At 47.0% G+C, this 20,653-nt stretch carries 22 protein-coding genes; 6 read left to right on the top strand and 16 right to left on the bottom strand.

Annotated elements, in window-relative coordinates; genetic code table 11:
- Positions 1-63 precede the first annotated feature (63 nt).
- On the top strand, positions 64-705 hold the full coding sequence (gene pyrE / locus JK154_RS15450) for an orotate phosphoribosyltransferase (protein ID WP_211993455.1): 642 nt from the start codon (positions 64-66) through the stop codon (positions 703-705).
- A 66-nt stretch (positions 706-771) separates the two neighbouring features.
- On the opposite strand, the gene slmA is transcribed toward pyrE, so the two are convergent.
- From slmA to coaBC, 3 genes are all read right to left on the bottom strand, one after another.
- On the bottom strand, positions 772-1,368 hold the full coding sequence (gene slmA, locus JK154_RS15445; protein ID WP_211993454.1) for a nucleoid occlusion factor SlmA: 597 nt from the start codon (positions 1,366-1,368) through the stop codon (positions 772-774).
- 120 nt (positions 1,369-1,488) lie between these two features.
- Complete coding sequence (gene dut, locus JK154_RS15440) at positions 1,489-1,947, bottom strand: dUTP diphosphatase (protein WP_211993453.1); 459 nt, start codon at positions 1,945-1,947, stop codon at positions 1,489-1,491.
- Positions 1,925-3,139 carry a bifunctional phosphopantothenoylcysteine decarboxylase/phosphopantothenate--cysteine ligase CoaBC gene (gene coaBC / locus JK154_RS15435; protein WP_211993452.1) on the bottom strand — a complete coding sequence of 405 codons (1,215 nt, stop codon included), beginning with the start codon at positions 3,137-3,139 and terminating at the stop codon, positions 1,925-1,927. The genes dut and coaBC overlap by 23 nt, the downstream gene beginning before the upstream one ends.
- 165 nt (positions 3,140-3,304) lie before the next feature.
- On the opposite strand from coaBC, the gene radC reads away from it, so the two are divergent.
- The 4 genes from radC to mutM all read left to right on the top strand — a co-directional run bounded on the left by radC (position 3,305) and on the right by mutM (position 5,599).
- Positions 3,305-3,970 (top strand): DNA repair protein RadC, encoded by a 666-nt coding sequence (radC, locus tag JK154_RS15430; protein ID WP_211993451.1) that lies wholly within the window; start codon positions 3,305-3,307, stop codon positions 3,968-3,970.
- A 216-nt stretch (positions 3,971-4,186) separates the two neighbouring features.
- Entirely contained in the window at positions 4,187-4,423 is a 237-nt protein-coding gene (gene rpmB, locus JK154_RS15425) for a 50S ribosomal protein L28 (protein WP_078004144.1), read from the top strand.
- A 20-nt stretch (positions 4,424-4,443) separates the two neighbouring features.
- A complete protein-coding gene (gene rpmG, locus JK154_RS15420; RefSeq protein WP_003024094.1) occupies positions 4,444-4,611 on the top strand; it encodes a 50S ribosomal protein L33 in 168 nt (55 codons plus the stop codon).
- 178 nt (positions 4,612-4,789) lie between these two features.
- On the top strand, positions 4,790-5,599 hold the full coding sequence (gene mutM, locus JK154_RS15415) for a bifunctional DNA-formamidopyrimidine glycosylase/DNA-(apurinic or apyrimidinic site) lyase (protein WP_211993450.1): 810 nt from the start codon (positions 4,790-4,792) through the stop codon (positions 5,597-5,599).
- On the opposite strand, the gene coaD is transcribed toward mutM, so the two are convergent.
- From coaD to rfaQ, 6 genes are all read right to left on the bottom strand, one after another.
- Entirely contained in the window at positions 5,600-6,079 is a 480-nt protein-coding gene (coaD, locus tag JK154_RS15410) for a pantetheine-phosphate adenylyltransferase (RefSeq protein WP_211993449.1), read from the bottom strand.
- The gene (locus tag JK154_RS15405) at positions 6,076-6,852 is read right to left on the bottom strand and encodes a glycosyltransferase family 2 protein (protein ID WP_211993448.1); all 777 of its coding nucleotides are present in this window, start codon (positions 6,850-6,852) and stop codon (positions 6,076-6,078) included. Before JK154_RS15405 ends, coaD begins: the two co-directional genes overlap by 4 nt.
- Positions 6,852-8,126 (bottom strand): lipid IV(A) 3-deoxy-D-manno-octulosonic acid transferase, encoded by a 1,275-nt coding sequence (gene waaA, locus JK154_RS15400; protein WP_211993447.1) that lies wholly within the window; start codon positions 8,124-8,126, stop codon positions 6,852-6,854. The genes JK154_RS15405 and waaA overlap by 1 nt, the downstream gene beginning before the upstream one ends.
- A 354-nt stretch (positions 8,127-8,480) precedes the next feature.
- Positions 8,481-9,572 (bottom strand): glycosyltransferase, encoded by a 1,092-nt coding sequence (locus JK154_RS15395; RefSeq protein WP_211993446.1) that lies wholly within the window; start codon positions 9,570-9,572, stop codon positions 8,481-8,483.
- Positions 9,569-10,702, bottom strand: coding sequence for a glycosyltransferase family 4 protein (locus JK154_RS15390; protein WP_211993445.1), 1,134 nt, complete (start codon positions 10,700-10,702; stop codon positions 9,569-9,571). The genes JK154_RS15395 and JK154_RS15390 overlap by 4 nt, the downstream gene beginning before the upstream one ends.
- Positions 10,699-11,775, bottom strand: coding sequence for a putative lipopolysaccharide heptosyltransferase III (rfaQ, locus tag JK154_RS15385; protein WP_211993444.1), 1,077 nt, complete (start codon positions 11,773-11,775; stop codon positions 10,699-10,701). The genes JK154_RS15390 and rfaQ overlap by 4 nt, the downstream gene beginning before the upstream one ends.
- 112 nt (positions 11,776-11,887) lie before the next feature.
- Between rfaQ and JK154_RS15380 the strand changes: the two genes are divergently transcribed.
- On the top strand, positions 11,888-12,859 hold the full coding sequence (locus JK154_RS15380; protein WP_211993443.1) for a polysaccharide deacetylase family protein: 972 nt from the start codon (positions 11,888-11,890) through the stop codon (positions 12,857-12,859).
- A gap of 90 nt (positions 12,860-12,949) precedes the next feature.
- Here the strand turns inward: JK154_RS15380 and JK154_RS17850 are convergent, their stop codons facing one another.
- The 7 genes from JK154_RS17850 to envC all read right to left on the bottom strand — a co-directional run bounded on the left by JK154_RS17850 (position 12,950) and on the right by envC (position 20,468).
- A complete protein-coding gene (locus JK154_RS17850; RefSeq protein ID WP_211993442.1) occupies positions 12,950-14,137 on the bottom strand; it encodes an O-antigen ligase family protein in 1,188 nt (395 codons plus the stop codon).
- Positions 14,127-15,023: a sugar glycosyltransferase gene (locus JK154_RS15370; RefSeq protein ID WP_211993441.1), complete on the bottom strand. Its 897-nt coding sequence runs from the start codon at positions 15,021-15,023 to the stop codon at positions 14,127-14,129. The genes JK154_RS17850 and JK154_RS15370 overlap by 11 nt, the downstream gene beginning before the upstream one ends.
- A complete protein-coding gene (rfaC, locus tag JK154_RS15365) occupies positions 15,020-15,985 on the bottom strand; it encodes a lipopolysaccharide heptosyltransferase RfaC (RefSeq protein ID WP_211993440.1) in 966 nt (321 codons plus the stop codon). The genes JK154_RS15370 and rfaC overlap by 4 nt, the downstream gene beginning before the upstream one ends.
- Positions 15,985-17,034, bottom strand: a complete 1,050-nt coding sequence (gene rfaF / locus JK154_RS15360; protein WP_211993439.1) for an ADP-heptose--LPS heptosyltransferase RfaF — start codon at positions 17,032-17,034, stop codon at positions 15,985-15,987. The genes rfaC and rfaF overlap by 1 nt, the downstream gene beginning before the upstream one ends.
- A gap of 16 nt (positions 17,035-17,050) precedes the next feature.
- On the bottom strand, positions 17,051-17,983 hold the full coding sequence (rfaD, locus tag JK154_RS15355; RefSeq protein WP_211993438.1) for an ADP-glyceromanno-heptose 6-epimerase: 933 nt from the start codon (positions 17,981-17,983) through the stop codon (positions 17,051-17,053).
- Between the two features lie 268 nt (positions 17,984-18,251).
- Positions 18,252-19,178, bottom strand: coding sequence for a divergent polysaccharide deacetylase family protein (locus JK154_RS15350; protein WP_211993494.1), 927 nt, complete (start codon positions 19,176-19,178; stop codon positions 18,252-18,254).
- A gap of 48 nt (positions 19,179-19,226) precedes the next feature.
- Positions 19,227-20,468 carry a murein hydrolase activator EnvC gene (envC, locus tag JK154_RS15345; protein ID WP_249215956.1) on the bottom strand — a complete coding sequence of 414 codons (1,242 nt, stop codon included), beginning with the start codon at positions 20,466-20,468 and terminating at the stop codon, positions 19,227-19,229.
- Between the last annotated feature and the right edge of the window lie 185 nt (positions 20,469-20,653).

Genomic DNA, 20,653 nt, shown 5'->3' with positions numbered 1-20,653 from the left:
TAAAGAAAGGCGACTGAATAGTCGCTTTTTTTATGTCCGTGTAATCATATTAGGAGTCAGTCGATGAAACCGTATCAGCGTCAGTTTATTGAATTTGCGCTTAATAAACAGGTACTCAAGTTTGGCGAGTTTACGCTGAAGTCAGGACGTACCAGCCCCTATTTCTTTAATGCCGGGCTCTTTAACACGGGCAGTTGTCTGGCTCTGTTGGGGCGATTTTATGCGGCGGCGCTCATGGATTCCGGGATTGAGTTTGATCTACTGTTTGGCCCCGCCTATAAAGGTATTCCTATTGCCACCACCACCGCGGTAGCACTGGCTGAACACCATGATCGGGATGTTCCTTACTGCTTTAACCGTAAAGAAGCTAAAGATCATGGGGAAGGTGGAAGTTTAGTCGGAAGTCCACTTCAGGGACGCGTTATGCTGGTTGATGATGTGATTACTGCGGGAACCGCAATCCGTGAGTCAATGGAAATTATCTCGGCTCAGGGGGCGAGTCTGGCGGGGGTACTTATTTCTCTTGATCGTCAGGAGCGTGGTCGTGCAGATATTTCGGCTATTCAGGAAGTTGAGCGCGACTATCAATGTAAAGTCACGTCTATCATTACGCTGAAAGATTTAATCAGTTATCTGGAAGAAAAACCGGAGATGGCCGATAGTCTGGCGAAGGTTCGCCAGTACAGAGAAGAGTACGGCGTTTAGTCTTTCTGTTTACCCCGGAGAAAGCGAAAAATATCGCCTTCTCCGGGGGCAACCAATGCCCTGTTATTAATAAAGCTGGGCAGCAATCAGTGGCCAGCGATTTTCAAAGTCATTTGTTGGCAGATAACGGAAATGGCTACGAACAAAGCGCGAGAGCATGCCTTCACAGTAGGCCAGTAGCTGACTGGCCAGTAATGATTCATCATTAACGAACCCTTCACCGTCGCGCATTTTTTTCTCGCGCAGTACCTGGCGCAGTTGAGCTTCAATACGTTCAAACAGTTGATTAATACGATCCTGTAATCGGTCCTGTTCAAACATAAGTGCATGCCCGGTCAAAATACGTGTCAGTCCGGGATTCTTTTCACCAAAGCCAAGAACTAAAAGAACAATCAATCTCAGACGGTTCTGAGTGTCTTTTTCGTCTTTAAGTATCAAATTAATACGGGTAATCAGACTGTCTTCGATAAACTCGATCAGGCTATCGAACATTTTCATCTTGCTGGGAAAATGTCGATATAATGCGGCTTCTGAAACACCTACCGACGCAGCAAGTTTAGCGGTAGTAATCCGCTGGCTGCCATCACTGGACTCGAGCATTTGTGCTAAAGACTGAAGTATTTCTTCGCGACGATTCCTTCTCGCTGCCTGTTTTTCTGCCATGTTCTAGAATACCCCTGAAAATCATCTTGTCAGGACAGGCATACAACCCCTTAGCTTACTGGGTTGTATGCAGACTGTTTTAGCGTTAATTACGGGTTATAGTATTATGAGTCAGTCACATTACTGGCGGCCGGAATGCCCAAAGCCACCTTCACCGCGGATGCTGGCATCAAATTCTTCAACCAGATTAAACTCGGCCTGTACCACGGGTACAAAAACCATCTGGGCAATACGTTCACCAGGCTGGATGGTGAAACTTTCATGGCCGCGGTTCCAGACCGAAACCATTAACTGTCCTTGATAGTCAGAATCAATCAGGCCTACCAGATTACCCAGTACGACCCCATGTTTATGACCCAGACCTGAGCGGGGCAGAATCACTGCGGCAAGTGACGCGTCGGCAATATGAACGGCTAGCCCAGTTGGCAGCAGAGTCGTCGCACCAGCGGGTAGTTCGACAGCACTGTCTAAACAAGCGCGCAGATCCAAACCTGCAGATCCACTGGTCGCATAAGCCGGCAGCGGAAATTCGCGGCCGACACGTGGGTCTAAAATTTTAACGTCGATTTTTTTCATCATAGCGGATAACGATCTCGTCCAATAAAAGGTGTCCAAGGCGCGCCTTAGGCGCGAAAGGCAAGACTTTATCGCCTTCCTCCCAGAAAAGGTGCAATGAGTTATTGTCGCTGTTAAAGCCACTCTCGGGATGAGAGACATCATTGGCACAAATTAAGTCGAGCTGTTTACTCGCCCGTTTTTGTCTGGCGTATTCTTCCACATTATTTGTTTCGGCGGCAAACCCTACAACATAAGGACGATGCGTGGAACGTGTTGCAACACTGGCCACGATATCCGGGTTTTTAACCATTTTTATTGTAATTTCATCACCTTGTTTTTTGATTTTCGTGTCAGCAATCGTGGCTGCACGATAATCAGCAACAGCGGCACAACCAATAAATATATGCTGTCCGGTGACATTTGCCTGGACAGTATCATGCATTTCTTGCGCTGTCGTGACATTCAGCCGTTTTACACCCGGTGGGGTGGATAACGTTACTGGCCCTGAAACCAGGGTGACATTGGCCCCACGTGCCGCCGCCGCCGCCGCGATGGCGTAGCCCATCTTACCTGAGCTGTCGTTAGTGATGTAACGAACAGGATCAAGGCGTTCGCGGGTCGGGCCAGCCGTAACCATTATGTTCAGGTGTTGCAGATCATCTATAGCGGAAAAATGTTCCAGCGCCATATCAACCAGTGTTAACGGGTCAGGCATGCGACCGGGGCCAATATCTCCACAAGCCTGACTCCCACTGTCAGGCCCCCAAATAAGGGCCCCGCGTGCGGCAAGAGTCGCAAGATTCTGTTGGGTCACCGTCGCGCGATACATTTGCTGATTCATCGCTGGGGCGACGGCAATCGGTGCTGGTGTAGCGAGACAAATAGTACTTAGCAAATCGTTCGCTATGCCTGCGGTAACACGAGCGATAAGATCCGCTGTTGCAGGGGCAAGGAGCACTAAGTCGGCCCATTTACCAAGCTCGATATGGCCCATTGCCGCTTCAGCGGCTGGGTCAAGCAGGCTGTCTGAAACCGGGTAACCGGATACCGCTTGTAAACTCAGTGGTGTTACAAAAGCTTTAGCGGCCTCAGTAACAACTACACGTACATCCGCACCGCGATCACGCAGGCGTCGTACAAGTTCTGGCGTTTTATAAGCTGCGATACCGCCGCTGATACCGAGGACAATTTTCTTACCGGAAAGCCCAGTCATGTTTTTTTCCGTTGAAGAATTTAGTTAATGAGCCATTTTATCACAATCCTGCTAACGCGCCTTTTTTCCATTGTCGAGCTACTGCTCAAGACGGGAAGCAGGTCATCGCGTCACAATGAATAATGCGCCAGGATGCTGTCAGGTGATTAAGGGAATAAAATAAATATGGAGCAAGATCCCCCATTGTTACCACGTGAGAAGCTTTTACACCATGGTGTTGGTTCGTTAAGTGATGCTGAGTTGCTTGCGCTGTTTCTGCATACTGGCTACAAAGATATGCATGTGCTGGCGTTTGCACAGAGCTTGCTACATGAGTTTGGTTCACTGCATCGATTACTGTCCGCTGACTATGCCAGCTTCAAAGCAGTACGTGGTATTGGAAAAGCAAAATATGCGCAGCTTCATGCGATTGCTGAACTGGCGAGGCGGTACTATCGCTCTCGTGGTGTTCAGGCATTATCATTTAATAGCCCACATCAGGTCAGAGAATATATCCAGAGCCAACTGATTTCCGAAGAGAGGGAAATTTTTTTAGTTTTATTTCTCAATAATAAGAATCATGTCATTAAATGCGAGCGGATGTTTACAGGCACACTGGGGCATGTTGAAGTTCATCCAAGAGAAATTATTCGAGAAGCGATGAAATCTAACGCGGCGGCGGTTATACTGGCACACAATCACCCTTCGGGTATTGCTGAGCCGAGTAAAGCTGACCGTATGATAACGTCCCGTATTGTCAAAGCTTGCTTGTTTATGGATATTCGGGTGCTTGATCATCTGGTAATTGGTCAAGGAGAGTACGTTTCTTTTGCCGAAAGAGGGTGGATTTAGAACAATTCACACGATCCATAGGGATCTTTGTCTGTTCGGGACTTGAGCACGTGCCTGACTCAGCGTATACTACGCCACCTTTGAGAATCTCGGGTTTTGGCATTATGCGCCTGGCACTGTGGTTCGCATTGAACCGCCAGGGACCAGGCTTGCGGCCTGACGAGGCGCCATAACCCTATACGAAGCTCGAGCTAATTTGATTTTTGGAGAATAGACATGTCCCGAGTCTGCCAAGTAACTGGCAAGCGTCCGGTGACCGGTAATAACCGTTCCCACGCAATGAACGCGACCAAGCGCCGTTTCCTGCCTAACCTGCACTCTCACCGTTTTTGGGTTGAGAGCGAGAAGCGTTTTGTCACACTGCGTGTATCTGCTAAAGGTATGCGTGTAATCGATAAAAAAGGCATTGATACAGTTCTTTCCGAACTGCGTGCCCGTGGCGAAAAGTACTAAGTACTTAGAGGAAATAAATCATGGCTAAAGGTATTCGTGAGAAAATCAAGCTGGTTTCTTCTGCTGGTACTGGTCACTTCTATACCACTACGAAGAACAAGCGTACTAAACCGGAAAAACTGGAACTGAAAAAGTTTGATCCAGTAGTACGTCAGCACGTTCTCTACAAAGAAGCTAAAATTAAGTAATTTTAGTCACTTTGTTGAAAAACCCGGCTTTGCCGGGTTTTTTTATATCCTGAATTCTGGTTACCCATCTTGTTGCCACCCTGAATTTGTTACGTTGTTCTGTATTGCGGTCCAGGATAACGTTACTGTCACGCCATCTTTTTGTACCCTGTAACTCAATCTGTTCGTTGGAGGAGCCATGCCGGAATTACCTGAGGTAGAAACCAGTCGCCGTGGTATTGAACCCCATTTAGTGGGGGCCACAATTTTGCATGCGGTAGTACGTAACGGCCGCTTGCGATGGCCTGTGTCCGATGAAATTCATGCCCTCAGTGATAAACGTGTGATCAGTGTCCAGCGACGTGCAAAGTATCTGTTACTGGAGCTGATGGAAGGCTGGGTCATTATTCATCTGGGGATGTCGGGAAGCTTGCGTATTCTGCCGGAAGAGCAGCCACCCGAAAAACATGACCATGTAGACTTAGTGATGGATAACGGTAAAGTCTTGCGTTACACCGATCCTCGCCGCTTTGGCGCATGGCTTTGGACGCGGTCCCTGGAAGAGAGCAGTGTGTTGTCCCATCTCGGGCCTGAACCTCTGCATGATGAATTTAATGCCGACTATCTGCAACAGAAGTCAGCACGTAAGAAAATCGCTATTAAACCCTGGCTGATGGATAACAAGCTGGTCGTCGGTGTGGGTAATATTTACGCCAGTGAGTCTCTGTTTGCTGCGGGGATTCACCCAGACAGGCTGGCAAACTCATTATCAGAGGCCGAGTACAGATGCCTGGTGCAGGCGATTAAAACAGTGCTGACGCGTTCTATTGAACAAGGTGGAACTACTCTGAAAGATTTTTTGCAGTCGGATGGGAAACCGGGATACTTTGCACAGGAACTACAAGTGTATGGCAGGGAGGGCGAGGCCTGCCGTCTGTGTGGCACAGCAATCAGTGCCAGCAAGCACGGGCAGCGTAGTACTTATTACTGCCGCCGTTGCCAGCGTTAATTACCGCAGGCGCTCAAGCAGTGCCTGATGGACCAATGGTGGTAAGAAGTGTGAAACATCACCCTGGTGGCGAGCGACTTCCTTGACCAGGGTTGACGAGACAAATGACCACTCTTTTGATGGCATCAAAAACACACTTTCCAGATCAGGCATCAGATGGCGATTCATTGAGGCCAGCTGCATTTCGTATTCAAAGTCACCGGCAGTACGTAAACCGCGAATTAAAATATTCGCCTGCCTGGTTCGCGCAAAATTGGCCATAAGGTCACTAAAACCCACGACTTCTACGTTTGGAATATGTGCCGTAACCGCTTTGGCAAATGCTACGCGTTCGTCCAGACTAAAGAGTGTTTTTTTATGCGGACTATTGGCGACGGAGAGGATCACCGTATCAAACATCAAAGCAGCACGCTGTACAATATCCAAGTGGCCGTGAGTTATCGGATCAAAGGTACCTGGGTAGATAGCTCGGGTATTCATAGAGGCCCTTTTTCTGTGTGTTGGTGATTTAATGCCCAGAGCTCAGTGTATTTATTAAAGGTATATTGTGCGTTGACGACAGCAAGCAACAGGCCTTGTTTGCCGTCGAGAAAACCGGCTCTGAGTATCAGTGTCTTACAGAATGCACCAACGGTGTGGCTAAAAATAGCGGCGAGAGAGACCTTTTTACCTTGCTGATGACGCTCATGTGCCCAGGTTGTGGCGTAATTGAGCTGTTTACGCTGAAAAGCAGAAAAATCACGGCAAGTCAGGTGTAGCAGGTCGCCTTTCAGCAGAACTTTCGTTGCCCCTGCACTGTCCAGTGATTCATGAACTTGATTAGCGTTATATTGATATTCTGTGCGTGGATACAGACGGGTGACCCGATCCGGGTACCAGCCACTGTGGCGCATAAAACGCCCCAGAAACAGGTTACGGCGAGCCAGACTGTAAACGGTCTGTTTCTGAGGGTGGGCAAGAACGTCCTTAATCTCCTGTTCCAGCTCAGGTGTGACTCGTTCATCAGTATCTATCATTAAAATATAATCACCGCTGGCATAACCCTGGGCAAGCTGTCGTTGATAGCCGTAGCCTTGCCATTGCGGGTTCACAAATACCTTTGCCCCTGCTGCTTGTGCAATTTTAACGGTAGCATCATGGCTACCGGAGTCGAGCAAGATTATTTCGTCTGCAAAGGCCACTGAAGCAAGACAGTCCGGAAGCAAGTCTGCGGCGTTTTTAGCGATCATTACAACGGAAAGGCGGCAAGTCACTAGTGGCTCCGTTGTGGCAGATAAGGCTGGAGTATTTGCAACAGTCGCTGGAGAGCTCCCTGATTCTGATGGAGAAACTCGACAGCATGACGGCCGGTATACAAGCGGTAGTCTTCATCAGTCAGTAAGGTGGAAACCTCTTTAACAATCGACTCCGCGTCTGTCACCGTAATTAAACCGCCAGCTTGTTTCAACTTTGCGCAAATATCTTTGAAGTTGAACGTATGTGCTCCCATCAGTACGGGGATCGCATGTGCGGCTGGCTCCAGTGGGTTATGGCCACCTCGTTCAACCAGACTGCCACCAACGAAAGCGATATCGGCAATACCATAGAGTAACATCAGTTCACCCATGCTATCGCCAATCACAACTTGCGTGCTGCTGGAAGGGATCTCATTACTACTGCGCAGGATATAGTTAAAACCTGCTTTTCTTATCAGTGTTTGAGCATCAGCAAAGCGCTCCGGGTGTCGTGGTACAAGAATCAACAATAAATCAGGAAAGGATTCTAGCAGCTTGCGATGAGCGTCAAGGATAATTCGTTCTTCTCCGTCATGAGTACTGGCGGCAATCCACACTTTACGATGTGGAGCCCACTGGCTTCTGAGGGTGATTGCCCTTGCTGCCAGCTCTGGTGTGACGGAAATATCAAATTTCAGGCTTCCTGTAACCGTTAGCTGATTACGTTTCACTCCTAAGTTGGCAAATCGTTGCCCATCTTCTTCATTTTGAACCGCGATTAGCGTGATGCGACTCATCAGACGCTGGATAAAATGACCGAGTTTTTTATAACCTCTGGCTGAACGTTCAGAAAGCCGTGCATTAGCAATGACCAGGGGGATCTTTCTTTTATGGAGAATGGTTATCATGTTTGGCCATAATTCAGTCTCCATGACAATCACCAGCTTAGGACGAGTGGTATCGAAAAAGCGGTTCATTGCCCCGGGTAAATCATAGGGTAAATAGACATGATGTACATTTTTTCCGAACGCGGATTGTGCCCGTTCCGACCCCGTAGGTGTCATTGTTGTGACGGTGATTGGTAGATTGGGATAACGATGTCTCAGGGCTCGTACTAAAGGTATCGCCGTCAGTGTTTCTCCGACTGATACTGAATGCAGCAGGATGCCATCCGGCGCGACTTTACCGCGACAGAAGCCATAACGTTCTAACCAACGCTTACGATAAGCGGGTGCTTTACGGCTACGCAATAGCAACCGTATCCAGACAAAAGGCTGAATAAGGTAAAGTAGGGTGGTATACAGTAATTCCAAGCGAGTTATCCGTTTTTTATTATCGGCGCACGAATTCTAAGCATTCATCTTCTGTAAATCTATTATTTTGCTCTCTCGACGCCAAACTCAGAGAGTAGGTTGAGTTGATTAGCAGGATAAGCTGTTATGTTGAGGTCTTCAACTATCATGCGGGGATTGTACAGATACCACGATATATGTCGTTTAATATCTGGACATACCCGGCTCCGCTCTCAGTACCTGCAGCCGGCTGAAACAACAGTGATAACCTCGGCAGGTAAGCTTGCATGAGAAGTGAGAACGGTTGTTTTGCCGAGCCAGGACCCTGTCGAGCCCTGGGGTGGTTTCCCGAGAGTCATTAACGTTGTTCGTCACTTATCGTACAAGATTGCGATACTCTTCACAGATAGTTTGCACGCTGAAGCGCTGTAGCGTGCTGTGTCCTGCCGCGGGGGGATTGTCGTAAATATCTTTCATTGTTCTTGCCAGTGAAGCGCTATTTAGCTCACTCAGCCCACGAGATAGCTCACCGGTCAGTATTTCAGCTGGCCCACCGGGGCAACGGGTACTGACAACGGGGGTGTCCAGAATTAGGGCTTCGACTAAAACATTGCCAAATCCCTCGCTGTCAGAGCTGCACACTAATAGCCTGGCGGACTTAATCCAGGGCAAGGGATTAGCCTGAAAACCTTTAAAAATAACCCTGTCGCTAATTCCCAGTGTTTGAGCAAGCCCTTTAATTCGGGCCTCTTGTTCTGTATTACCTTGGCCCAGGAGTACCAGAGGCGCGGCAATCTGGCTTTGGGCGTAGGCTTCCAGCAGGCGATCATGACGTTTTCCTGGGTGGAAGCGTCCAACATGAATCACATAATCCTGTTCTGGAATGAGGCAGGGTTGCTGTGCGAGTGTTCTGATGGCTTCGATATCAAAAGGGTTATAAATTGTGCGTAGTTGTGCCGGAGTGACTCCGCAATTTTCTGTTAAATCCTTACCGACTGCATTTGAGACGGTAATGACGCAGCGGTTCTGATAAACCTGTTTGATTTTTTGTTTTTTTAGCCAGCGGCTAAAACCGGTACGGTGCCCTAAATATGATGTTGAAAAGACACCGTGCAGGCAAAACCAAAGTGATCGAGATTTCAGAATTTTACTGCGGGATGTAATGCGATCGGTTTTATGTAAGTTAGAGATAACCAGATCGAATTTCCCCCGGTTTTCGGCTTGTGCCAGCGCATTGTCCAGCAAGCGTGCTCGCCGTGACAGTTCAGTCAGTTTGCGCCAGGGAGACCTGTCCGTATCCTTGATTACCCTGTAATTCACCCCTTCGGGAATAGGGTACTCACAAACATCCCGCAGTGAGAATAACGAAACCTTATCCCCTTCATGGATGAAATTTTCGGCGAGGGTTAATACCACCTTCTCCGCGCCTCCGCCTGGGAGTCCATCGATAATAAAGAGAATATTCATACTGTCCCCATCACTTTTTGATAAAGCTCAATGAGTTGAGATGACAAATGTTTTGAAGTGCAAGGCAGGATCCTTTCCCGGGCGAGAGAGCCTTGCTGAGATCCCAGGGCACGAGCAGGGAGCGCCATCACGGCTTCTTGCAATGAAGTGATATCCAGCGCATCGCAAACGTAACCATTTTGGCCTTGAGTAATAAACTCTGCACCGCCACAGCGGGTGGACGTGATCACGGGCAACCCACAGGCCATAGCTTCAAGGATGACATTAGGGAAAGGGTCATAAAGTGTCGGCAACAGTAAACCATCTGCCATTTGATAAAAAGGCAGTGTTTCGTGTTGCATGCCGAAAAGATGGACACGATCTTCACAGCCCAGACTCCTGGCAAGCGATTGATAACGGGAGCTCTCTTTATCTTTACCTACCACGATTAAGTGACGGTCTGTGGGGGCTATTGCCCGAATAGCCTGAGCCAGGCCTTTGCGCTCAAAGCCTGAACCTACAAAAACAAGGCAGGTTGCATGCAGGGGAAGCTGCCATTTTTGGCGCAGAGCCGCCAGTTCCTGATCAGAAGGGGGAGTAAAACGCTGTTGATCTACTGCATTATAGATAACCGTTATTTTGTCGGCAGGATAGGAAAACGTGTCGATTATCTCCTGTTTGACCATTTCGGCATTACAGATAACCCCTTTTAATGCGGGGGATGTGTACATCTCCCGCTCGGCACCCATAACATAACGATGATAAGGGTCTTTAAATAATAGGCTCCCTTTCCAGGAGGGCAAGATACGCTGACGTTGTTCTAACCAGCACTGATGAACACCATCCCCTGCACGGTAAATATCGCATCCGGCGATACGCTCATGGCTTTGGACTAAATCAAATTTTTGCGCTTGCCATAAGGCTCTGGCTGCGTCGGCGAAGCCTCGTTCGCGGCTAATCCTGCCCCATTTGAAAGGGTCACAGATATGGATATGCCATTCTGGTTTGGAAGCCCCCTGCCATTCCCGTGTAATGACATTCAATTCAATATCATGTTCATCCAGGGCTTCGAGAGCGCGTGAGACAAAGCGTTCGGCACCGCCATCAGGGCGATATTTTTGCCTGACAAGCGCTAAACGGTATTTTTTCATGGAAGTAGCCTTTTCGCTGCGGCAATGACGTTTTCAACAGGAATTAAATCCAGGTAACGTTCCTGGGTATGGGTATCGATATCATCCGGGTCAGGTAACGAGCCGTAATCTCCAGCCCATAATACTTCTCCTTGTGCTTGCCAGGGCCGCCAGAATACCAGTTTTGATGGGCCAAATAAGGCAATCAGTGGTGTTTTTAGTGCTGCAGCCATGTGCATAGGGACGGAGTCGACACCGATAAAGAGTTGTGCATGGTCAATTAAAGCGGCAAGTTGTCTGAGCGTTATTTTCCCTGCTAAAGAGGTCACCTGGGCTGTGGGGCAGCCCGCGAGAATATTCTCTGTCATTTTAATCTCTTTTGCCTCCGGGCCAGAGGTGAGAATGACATGTTTGCCCATTTGGGAGAGTTGATTCACCACCTGACTCATGTTTTCTTCACGCCAGCATTTGAAAAACCAGCGTGAAGTAGGCTGAATTACCACATAGTTTCCCAGAACCTCAGCAGGCAGTAACTGCTGGCAGGCTTGCCAGTCTTCCTGCGTGTAACCCATGGTCACCGGGATATCCTGTGTATTCACTCCCAGTGGCGCCAGGATTGAAAGATTCTGTTCAACGGTATGCTGTTTTTGGTGAGTCGCTGTGGAGGCCAGTTGGGTATGGCACCATCGCCAGAATGGATGACGTCGTTTCGGAAAATCGAAACCAATACGTACGGGAGCCCCCGTGAAGGCGGTGATAAGCGCACTGCGCCACTGATCGGCAAGATTTATCACTATGTCATAATGGCGGTGGCGTAACGTCCGCAATAATTGCCATTCTTGCTGTAATTGGTGGCGCTTTCCCTGTTTTTTCCAGTGGCGATCGATGCCATGAATCTGTGAGATTTCTGAGTTTGCAGCCAGCATATCTCGTGTTTCTTCGTAGAGTAGGACATCGATTTCTGCCTGTGGCGAATACAGCTTTAATGCTGAAATAACAGGACTTATCAATAACATATCTCCATGATGGCGTAATTTTATCACCAAAATACGGGACGGTTTCACCGGTGTCAGAGAGGGCATGGTTGAGGTCATAGTCTATTTACCACTGGAGAGTTAACCACTGATTTTAGGTGATGGGATGCATTGAGAGAAGCATTGTCTTGCTCTAATATGGCATGAGATATAAGGACAGGGATAATTTCTGATGGCAAAGCCTGCATTTTTGATAACCATCGATACCGAAGGTGATAACCTTTGGCAAAAGACCAGTGATCTGACAACGGAAAATGCGCGTTACCTTCCCAGATTTCAGGCATTATGTGAAAAGTATGGCTTTAAGCCTGTTTATCTGACCAATTATGAAATGGCTATTGACCCATTTTATATCGAATTTGCCCGGGATGTTATCGCACGTAATACTGCTGAAATTGGCATGCATTTGCATGCATGGAATAGCCCGCCATTAACAGCATTAACTGATGATGACTGGCGTTATAAGCCCTACCTTATCGAGTATTCTGATGATGTTATGAAACAGAAAGTCAGTTTTATAACCAAACTATTAGAAGATACTTTTCAGATAAAAATGGTCAGTCACCGTGCTGGTCGTTGGGCCTTTGACGAGCGCTACGCGGCATTGCTTATCGAGCATGGCTACCTGGTGGACTGCTCGGTGACACCCAAAGTCAACTGGTGTGGTGCGAAGGGTAATCCTGGCGGTAACGGGGGTACAGACTATAGCCGTTTTCCCACTCACGCCTATTTTATGGATACGAATAATATCGCTCAGGAAGGAAATTCCTCCCTACTGGAAGTTCCTATGAGTATTCAGTATAAGCACTCAGCTTTTTTGAACTCGATTAAAACGGGTTACGATAAATTGAGGGGCAAAGTGCGTTCACCCTCCGTGAACTGGTTACGTCCTATGAACGGGAATGTAGAGACCATGCAGCAGGTTGTTGAAAAAACGCTGGCAGAGGGGAGCGATTATGTTGAATACATGCTGCATTCATCAGAATATATGCCAGGCGGTAGCCCAACGTTCAAGACTGAGCAGGATATTGAGCAGTTGTATCAGGATCTTGAAATGTTATTTTCCTGGTTACAACCCAGAGTTACAGGTATGACGCTGGCGGAATATTACCAAATGAAAAAAGGGTCTGTTCAGGCAGGCTAATGGCTATTTACCGCTTCGCGGAAAAGATAAAACGGGGGGAGGGTTAATGCAACCCTCTCCCCGTTTTACTCTTGGCCAATGAATTTACAGTCACTCTAACTTACTGAGTTTCCCTGTTGTACTGTAGAGTACAGCCATTGGTAACCAGAACAAAATCCATGATGTATTCGGATTTTCAATGACAAACATTCCCTGAGTTGCATAAAACAGCAGTGAAAATATAAACAAACAGCTCTCAATTCCGTAGCCTTTGCAGAAAGCATGAAAGGCTATTTTCATGCCGTAACCGATCATCAATAAAAAGGTGATCATACCGATAACCCCCCCTTTTAATAATACGGCTAAATAGAGACTATGAGTCGTATGAATATGTTGATTTACACTGTTTATGAAGTTTAATTCTTTGCCAAAACCCCACCCTAAAATTGGTTTTTGTAAAAATAAATCAAAGGCATTTTGCCAAATTCCAAAGCGGATAAAGCTTTCGTTGTAACTTTTTCCAATCCGTACGAGTAAGTTATGATCATACTTGGTGAAAAAAATGATGATGCCAACCAGAACCAATATGGCCATGATTGCAACAACATGCTGAAAATTATTTTTCTTGATAAGTAACAGTAATGGCAGACTGGCGATAATCAATGAAAATATGGGGTTGCGGCTTTGTGTCAGGAGGAGACCAGAAAATAATAGTAGCGCAGGCAGATAGAGCCATTTTTTACCTGTATCGCGGATTATCATAAATAACAGAAAGATACCGACAGAAAAATACCCACCTAGATCAATGACATTATTTGGTGCCCATGGAAAGCTATAATTAAGGCGTGATACAAAAATGTGGCTTTTATCAGCAAAAATAAGCGTAAGGATACATAACAAGACAATGGCTGTTACGATAATACTGTAAACACGTATCCGGTTTAAACGTAATGCCGAGACTTTAAAAATGACGAGGAAGCAGAGGATATAAATACTGTGTGTTAGCTCTGATGATATTTTTAAAGCAGGTTCACTCCACAAGCCACTTATTGAATAATAGAAAAGAAAAGCCGCGATGAAAATAATACCATTTCTATCCTGCTGGTAATGATTGCCTTTAATAACGGTAGTATAAATTTCACGTCGACAGACGACGACCATGCCAATAAATAATAATAATGACAGGTGAAATAAATTATTAACTCTTGTCAAACCACCAAAGATTGGCAAAAAAAAGATGAACAGTGAAAACATCAATAACATTAAAGATGATAAGGCGTTTCTTTTATTAAATGTCACTAACGTTACCCTTGTGAAAAATGGAGGAGTCTATGGCGCTATTTTTTGATAAATTAATTACGGATATATCATTTTCTTTAAAAATACAGCTGGCAAGACGGAAGGATGGAATAATTGATGTATGTAACTTACTCTCAAGAAATGATGGTGATATCTCGGTAGTGCTTTCATAAAATCGAGGTTTATTGAAGTTATTCATATCAAGTCCGGCCATGATAATCCTTTCGAAGCCTAAAAAGAAAATAATCTGTAATGCCCAATAGGCAACAGTCCCAGAATCAAAAATCCCTGTTCTGATATCTTTGTTAAAAGCAATATGCTCATTGTTTTTATCAAAGATAATAGTAGGGGACTGCTGATACTGTTCTTTCGTATTTTTATCAGACAGACAAGATTGATATATTTTATAGCACGCATCCTCAATCAGACATATTTTGCATTTTATTTTATGATGGCCAAATTCATTTGTTATTTTTAAAATGCCATGCATAGTGGTAAAGAAATAAAAATCTTCCCGGGAAATAATCTCTTGAATAATCAACGGACGTTGATCAATAAAAGTCATATCAATAATAACATAAAATAAAAAATTGATATTTTCCCGTATAGATATTGAACCATTAACTCCCATGGCAGGTATTGCCGATAATTGTGAAAAATCAGTTTCATTAACGGATGGGCCAGAGGCGATAAACAACAGGTCTCCCTGGAACTTATTTTTCAGGGAGCTGAGATCAACGACGGGGATGGGTTGGCCATTAATTTTCAGTGCAGAGATATCGCCCGTGCTGGCCCGGTTTATTTTTACATAAGGCCATAGGTTTTCATTATGCCTGTAGGATCGCGGATGAGAGTAGCGATAGAGCTGTTTGAATATACTATTCATATGTTCAATTCATCCTTTAATGCTGCTATTACGTCTTCGGGCGAAATTTCCGCCATGGTGGTTCCCCGACGTAAAGCAAACTGATTTTTTCCATAACCCCCAATTAACCCCGGGTCTGTTGGTCCATAGAGCGTGATATTAGGGCGTCCGAGTGCTGCCGTAAGATGGCTTAGTCCAGTATCAACGGATACAACAAACTGCGCACCGGCGATAACTTTGGCAACATCTTCAAGACTCAGGCGAGGTAATACCTCAACAAAGTCGTAGCCTTCAGCCAGTCTTTTCGCCCGGGCTTCTTCATGGGCTGCACCCCATGGAAGCTTAACGCGTAATCCACTATTTGCCATTAAACTGAGCAGTTTTCGCCACTGAGTTTCAGGCCAGTGTTTATCATCTCGTGTTGTCGCGTGTAAAAATACTGCATAGCCCGCACTATTATCATTCAGAAGAGTCGGAAAATGACGGGCAATCGCATAATCACCTTGCTGTTCAGGCTTGTTATAACCCAGACTTTGAGCAAACAGCTCGCGAATACGTTCTACGGCATGGAGCTGCCAGCTAGCATGGTGGCGATAGTTATAAAACAGGCAAGCCAAGGGTTCCCGGGCACTACGCCAGTCCATGCCGTGCTTGACACCATAAGCTTTACGGGTCACCAGCAGTGCACTTTTAATAAGGCCCTGTGCATCGATGACGCAGTCATAGTGTCGGCTATGTAACTCTTGATAGAATTTTGCTCTGTCGGCTCGATTTTCGCCAGAAAACCAATGCTTTCGCCAGCGGCGGATAGCAATAGGTATGACTTTATCCACCGCCGGGTGCCAGCCTGGAATTTGCGCAAAGCCTTCTTCAACGACCCAGTCAAAACGGATGCCTGGCAATGCTGTCATGGCATCGGTGAGTGCCGGGAGAGAATGCAGAATATCCCCCATTGAGGACGTTTTAACAATAAGTACCCGCATTAGTTATCCTTACTGGCAGCCAGCAAATCCGTTAACGCAGCCAGTACGCTGTCCGGGGTAATATCAATCAGGCTTTGGTGATAGCCTTCGGCAGCGTCGCCCTTACGAACCTTATGATAGCCTTCTATTAGTCGAATCACTTTGGCCTGATGTGAAAGGGGCGGCGTAAAGTCAGGACTGCTTGGTCCATAAAGGGCCACCAGGGGGCGGTTCAGCGCGGCGGCAACATGCATTAAACCGGAGTCATTCGTCACGACACCCTGGCATGCCGATAGCAGAATCACCGCTTCTTCAAGTTGTGTGTCGCCAGCCAGATTACGGCACCATTCTTGTTGTGATGGTGTCAGTGCCGCAATAATTTCGCTGCCGGCCTCTTTATCTTTCGCTGAACCGAATAGAATAATTTGATAGCCCGCATCGATAAGTTTCCCGGCAAGCGTACCGTAGTGATAATGTGGCCAGCGTTTGGCCGGGCCAAACTCAGCGCCGGGGCAGAAACCGATAACAGGCCTTGCTCTGTCAATTGAGAACGCGGCACAGGTGCGTTTCTGTTCATCATCAGTGACGTTGAGCATTGGCCATAGCAGTGGCTGGGGGATATCTTTGGCAGATGTGATGGTTGATTTATCGTACGCCAGTGCCACATAACGTTGCACCATCAATGGAAATGCAGGTTTATGCAAAATGCGTAAATCATTTAGCAATCCATACCGCATTTCACCCCGCCAGCCTACACGCTGTGTGATCCCGGCAAAAAAGGGTACTAAGGCTGATTTAAACGAATTAGGTAAGACGTACGCTTTGTCATAACCGTTACTGCGTAAGCTATGCCCCAGGCGCCTGCGTTCGGTCAGCCCAAGGGTGCCATGCCCTAATGGCATGGCAATTGCTTCATTAACTTCAGGCATGCGCGCTAACAAAGGACGGCACCATGCTGGTGCCATTACATCGATTATCGCCTGGGGATAACGCGCCTTGAGTGTGCGGTAAAGACTTTGTGACATCATCATGTCACCTACCCATGACGGGCCAATCACCAGAATTTTCATGCTTCAGTTAACCTGCTTATACGCCACGATTTAACCATTCCATATATTCCGCAACGCCTTCTGCGACCGTTTTAAAGGGTTTATCGTACCCTGCAGCGCGTAAATTAGTCAGATCCGCCTGGGTAAATGCCTGATAGCGCCCCTTTAGCTTATCCGGGAAAGGAATGTATTCAATACTGCCTTTTTTATGGAAGGCTAGTGCGGCATCAGCCACTTCCTGGAACGATTCTGCGCGTCCGGTTCCGCAGTTATAAATACCTGAAACTCCATTTTCTAAAAACCACAGATTGACTGCCGCGACATCACCGACATAGACAAAATCACGTTTAAAGCCATCGCTACCTTCAAACAGCTTTGGATTTTCGCCGGCATTTAATTGGTTGTTCAGATGGAAAGCGACACTTGCCATACTGCCCTTGTGCCCTTCACGTGGCCCATAGACGTTGAAATAGCGAAAACCTGTTACCTGCGAGTTCGCTTCTGGCAAAATTTGGCGGACATATTCGTCAAACAGGAACTTTGAGTAACCATAGACATTGAGTGGCTGCTCATACTGCCGTGATTCAATAAAGTCCTGGTTACGACCACCGTAGGTTGCCGCAGAAGAAGCATAAAGAAAGGGAATTTCACGATCCAGACAGTAATGGAGCAGTTCTTTGGAGTACTGATAGTTATTATCCATCATGTACTTACCATCCCACTCTGTTGTTGAAGAGCAGGCACCCTCATGGAATACCGCTTCTACATCACCGAATGATTCGTCGGCTAACAGCTGAATAAGGAAGTCTTCCTTATCCATGTAGTCAGCAATATCGAGGTCAGCAAGGTTGGCGAATTTGGTGCCGTCTTTCAGGTTATCAACGACTAAAATATCTCTGTAACCTTTTTCGTTAAGAGACTTAATAATGTTGCTGCCGATCATGCCAGCGCCGCCAGTCACAATAATCATATGTTTAACCTTTAGAAAATGAGCGCCACAAGACCGTATGTCTCAGGCGAAATTAGCCCAATTATAACATTACAATTTCTTCCCGCATAATGACGAGGGATTATTAGAAATAGCTGACCGGGCCCAGTTAAGGGTAGTCTTTAATACACCATGTTATCTAATTAACGATAATGAGATTGAATCTCATGGCAAGCCATCTTCAGAAAGACAGACTCTATTTTGAGTCTGTCTTTCTGCCATCAGCATTCATAGCCAAAAGTACACACTATTACTTTGGTTCTGTCGCCTGAGGTTGCGTCGATGATCCAGTCCAGATTCGCTGCAATGCCTTTAGTGCCTGATTTTTCGTCGCACTGAGGCTGTCAGTCACAATGTTGAAATAAGTGACTGCATATACCGGTGCGATTGGCTTTTTAGGCTTACAAAGCGCTACACCACGGAATGGATTATGCGGCGATGCTTTGGTGGGGGGAGATTGTGGCGTTATGGTCGTGGAAGGAACGGAATGGTCAGTGTAGCTTTCGTTCAACAAACTCCCCGGGCGAACCAGAGTGATATCGGATGGCAGATTATAGACCATTTGTTGTAGTACCCGTACCGTTGACGGATGAGGGTGACCAATGGCGATGGCAGAACCATCACGCCGGGCGACCTGGATCGCCCGATTAAATTGCATGCGAATATCCGCTTCTTTCTGACTGTCATCGAGAAACACTTTGCGTTTGATGACCTTAACACCGGTACCGTTTGCGGCACGCATGGCCTGACTGTTGCCGATGGTCATGCTATCAAGGAAATAGAGGTTATATTGCTCCAGTGCCTGCATGACTTTCTGCATACCCGGCAGACTTGACGTCATGGCGCTTCCCATATGGTTATTCAGACCCACAGCATGGGGAACTTTATCGACCGCCTCACGAATGATACGTGCTATTTCACTGCTGCTCATCTCTGGTCGTAGAGTATCTTTTTCCAGGGGTTGTTTACTGAGCGGGGCCATAGGGAGATGAATTAAAACCTCATGCCCTTGATTATGTGCTTTGATTGCCATCTCTCTGGCGTGGGGGGCATTGGGCAGCACCGCAACAGAAACATTGGCGGGCAAAGCCAGAACTTGGTTTTCCTGTTGTGGACGATAACCGAAGTCATCAATGACAATGGCAAGCTTTCCGGCGAAAGCAGCACCGACTGGCATTAATCCACAGGCAATGGTGAAGCAAAATGTACGAAGCAATGGCAAAACTTATTTCCCCAACCACGGTTGTGGGTTCACGGCCTGGCCTTGGCGACGGATTTCAAAATAGAGTGATGGGCGGCCCTGACCACCACTGCTACCGACCAGAGCAATTGGCTGACCGGCACGTACTTGACTACCTACTTTGACCAGAGCACTCTGGTTGTAGCCATAGAGGCTCATATCACCTTTACCATGTTCCACGACGACGACTAACCCATAACCCTGTAGCCAGTCTGCCAGGATCACACGGCCATCGGCAATGGCTTTAACTTCAGACCCTTCCGCCGCGGAAATAACAATCCCTTTCCAACGTAGCTCACCTTGCAGCTGTTCGCCATAGCGATGTAGTAATGAACCACGTACAGGCCAGTATGCATCTCCCCGGGGAGCCCCCAGACCACCAGTCCGGGAGATCAGTGAGCGTTCACTGTCTGTTGGTTTATAGGTTGAGCCTTTGCTGGTGGCTTCCTGCTGGCGCTCACGTACTTTTTGCGCTTCACGTGCTTCTTGTTCAGCCCGGGCCTTGGCCGCAGCGGCTGCACGAGCTATCTGGTTTTGCAGCCGCGTCTCATTCTGACGCATCTCTGTTAATTTTTGCTGCCCTTGCTGCAGGGATGATTCCAGGCTGGTAAGTGTCTTCTGTCGTTCATTACGTGCACTTTCCAGTTTGGTTTGCTGGGCTTGTTGTTCATAAAGTAAGGTCTGCTGCTCACTTTGTTTTTCTTCAACCCCCGCTTTCTGGGTGGCGACTTCTTCCTTGGTTTGTTTCAGGTCAGCAATAGTTTGCTGGCGTGCGGTATTCAGATAACCAAAGTAAGCCTGTAAACGCTGTCCGCGCTGGCCTTCTTCACCACTTAAAATAAATTGCAGGCCACTGTGTTCACCCTGGCGAAAAGCGGCGTCCAGCTGGGCCGCCAGATTACGTTCCTGCGTTGCCTGTTGTTTTTGCAGTCGTGCCAGGGACGCATTCATTTCACTTATTTGTCGATTTAATACTGAGAGTGTATTGCGAGTTTCACGCAGCTTACTGCTGGCGGCGGCAATCTCTTGTTCCTGGGCCTTTAGTTGGTTCAGTAACACGGAACGTTGTTGCTGCTGCTGGCGAACTTGACGCTCCTGGGAGGCGATATCCTGCTGGAGGGATTTTAACTGATCCGTATTATTTGCATGGGCTGGAAGGACACACAACAAAACACCAGCACTGAGCAGGCTGGCACGGATGACGGGTTTGATAGCCCAGGATTTCAATAAAATCGTTGTTTCCCTCATGATTTGGGATTATTTCACGATGAACAGCGGCTTACCAGTCATCTCTTAATCTTGCCCTTGTCTCGATTATTGGTATCTTTTTTAGCTGGCAACATGGAGGGTTATGCTGATTAACGGATGCCCCACTTGTTCGACTGTGAGACAAAATGCCTGGGGTATTGTTC

This window comes from Citrobacter sp. JGM124 (assembly GCF_018257795.1).
In the GTDB taxonomy this organism is placed as follows: Bacteria; Pseudomonadota; Gammaproteobacteria; order Enterobacterales; family Enterobacteriaceae; genus JGM124.
This window is presented reverse-complemented; position numbering and strand designations above follow the sequence as displayed.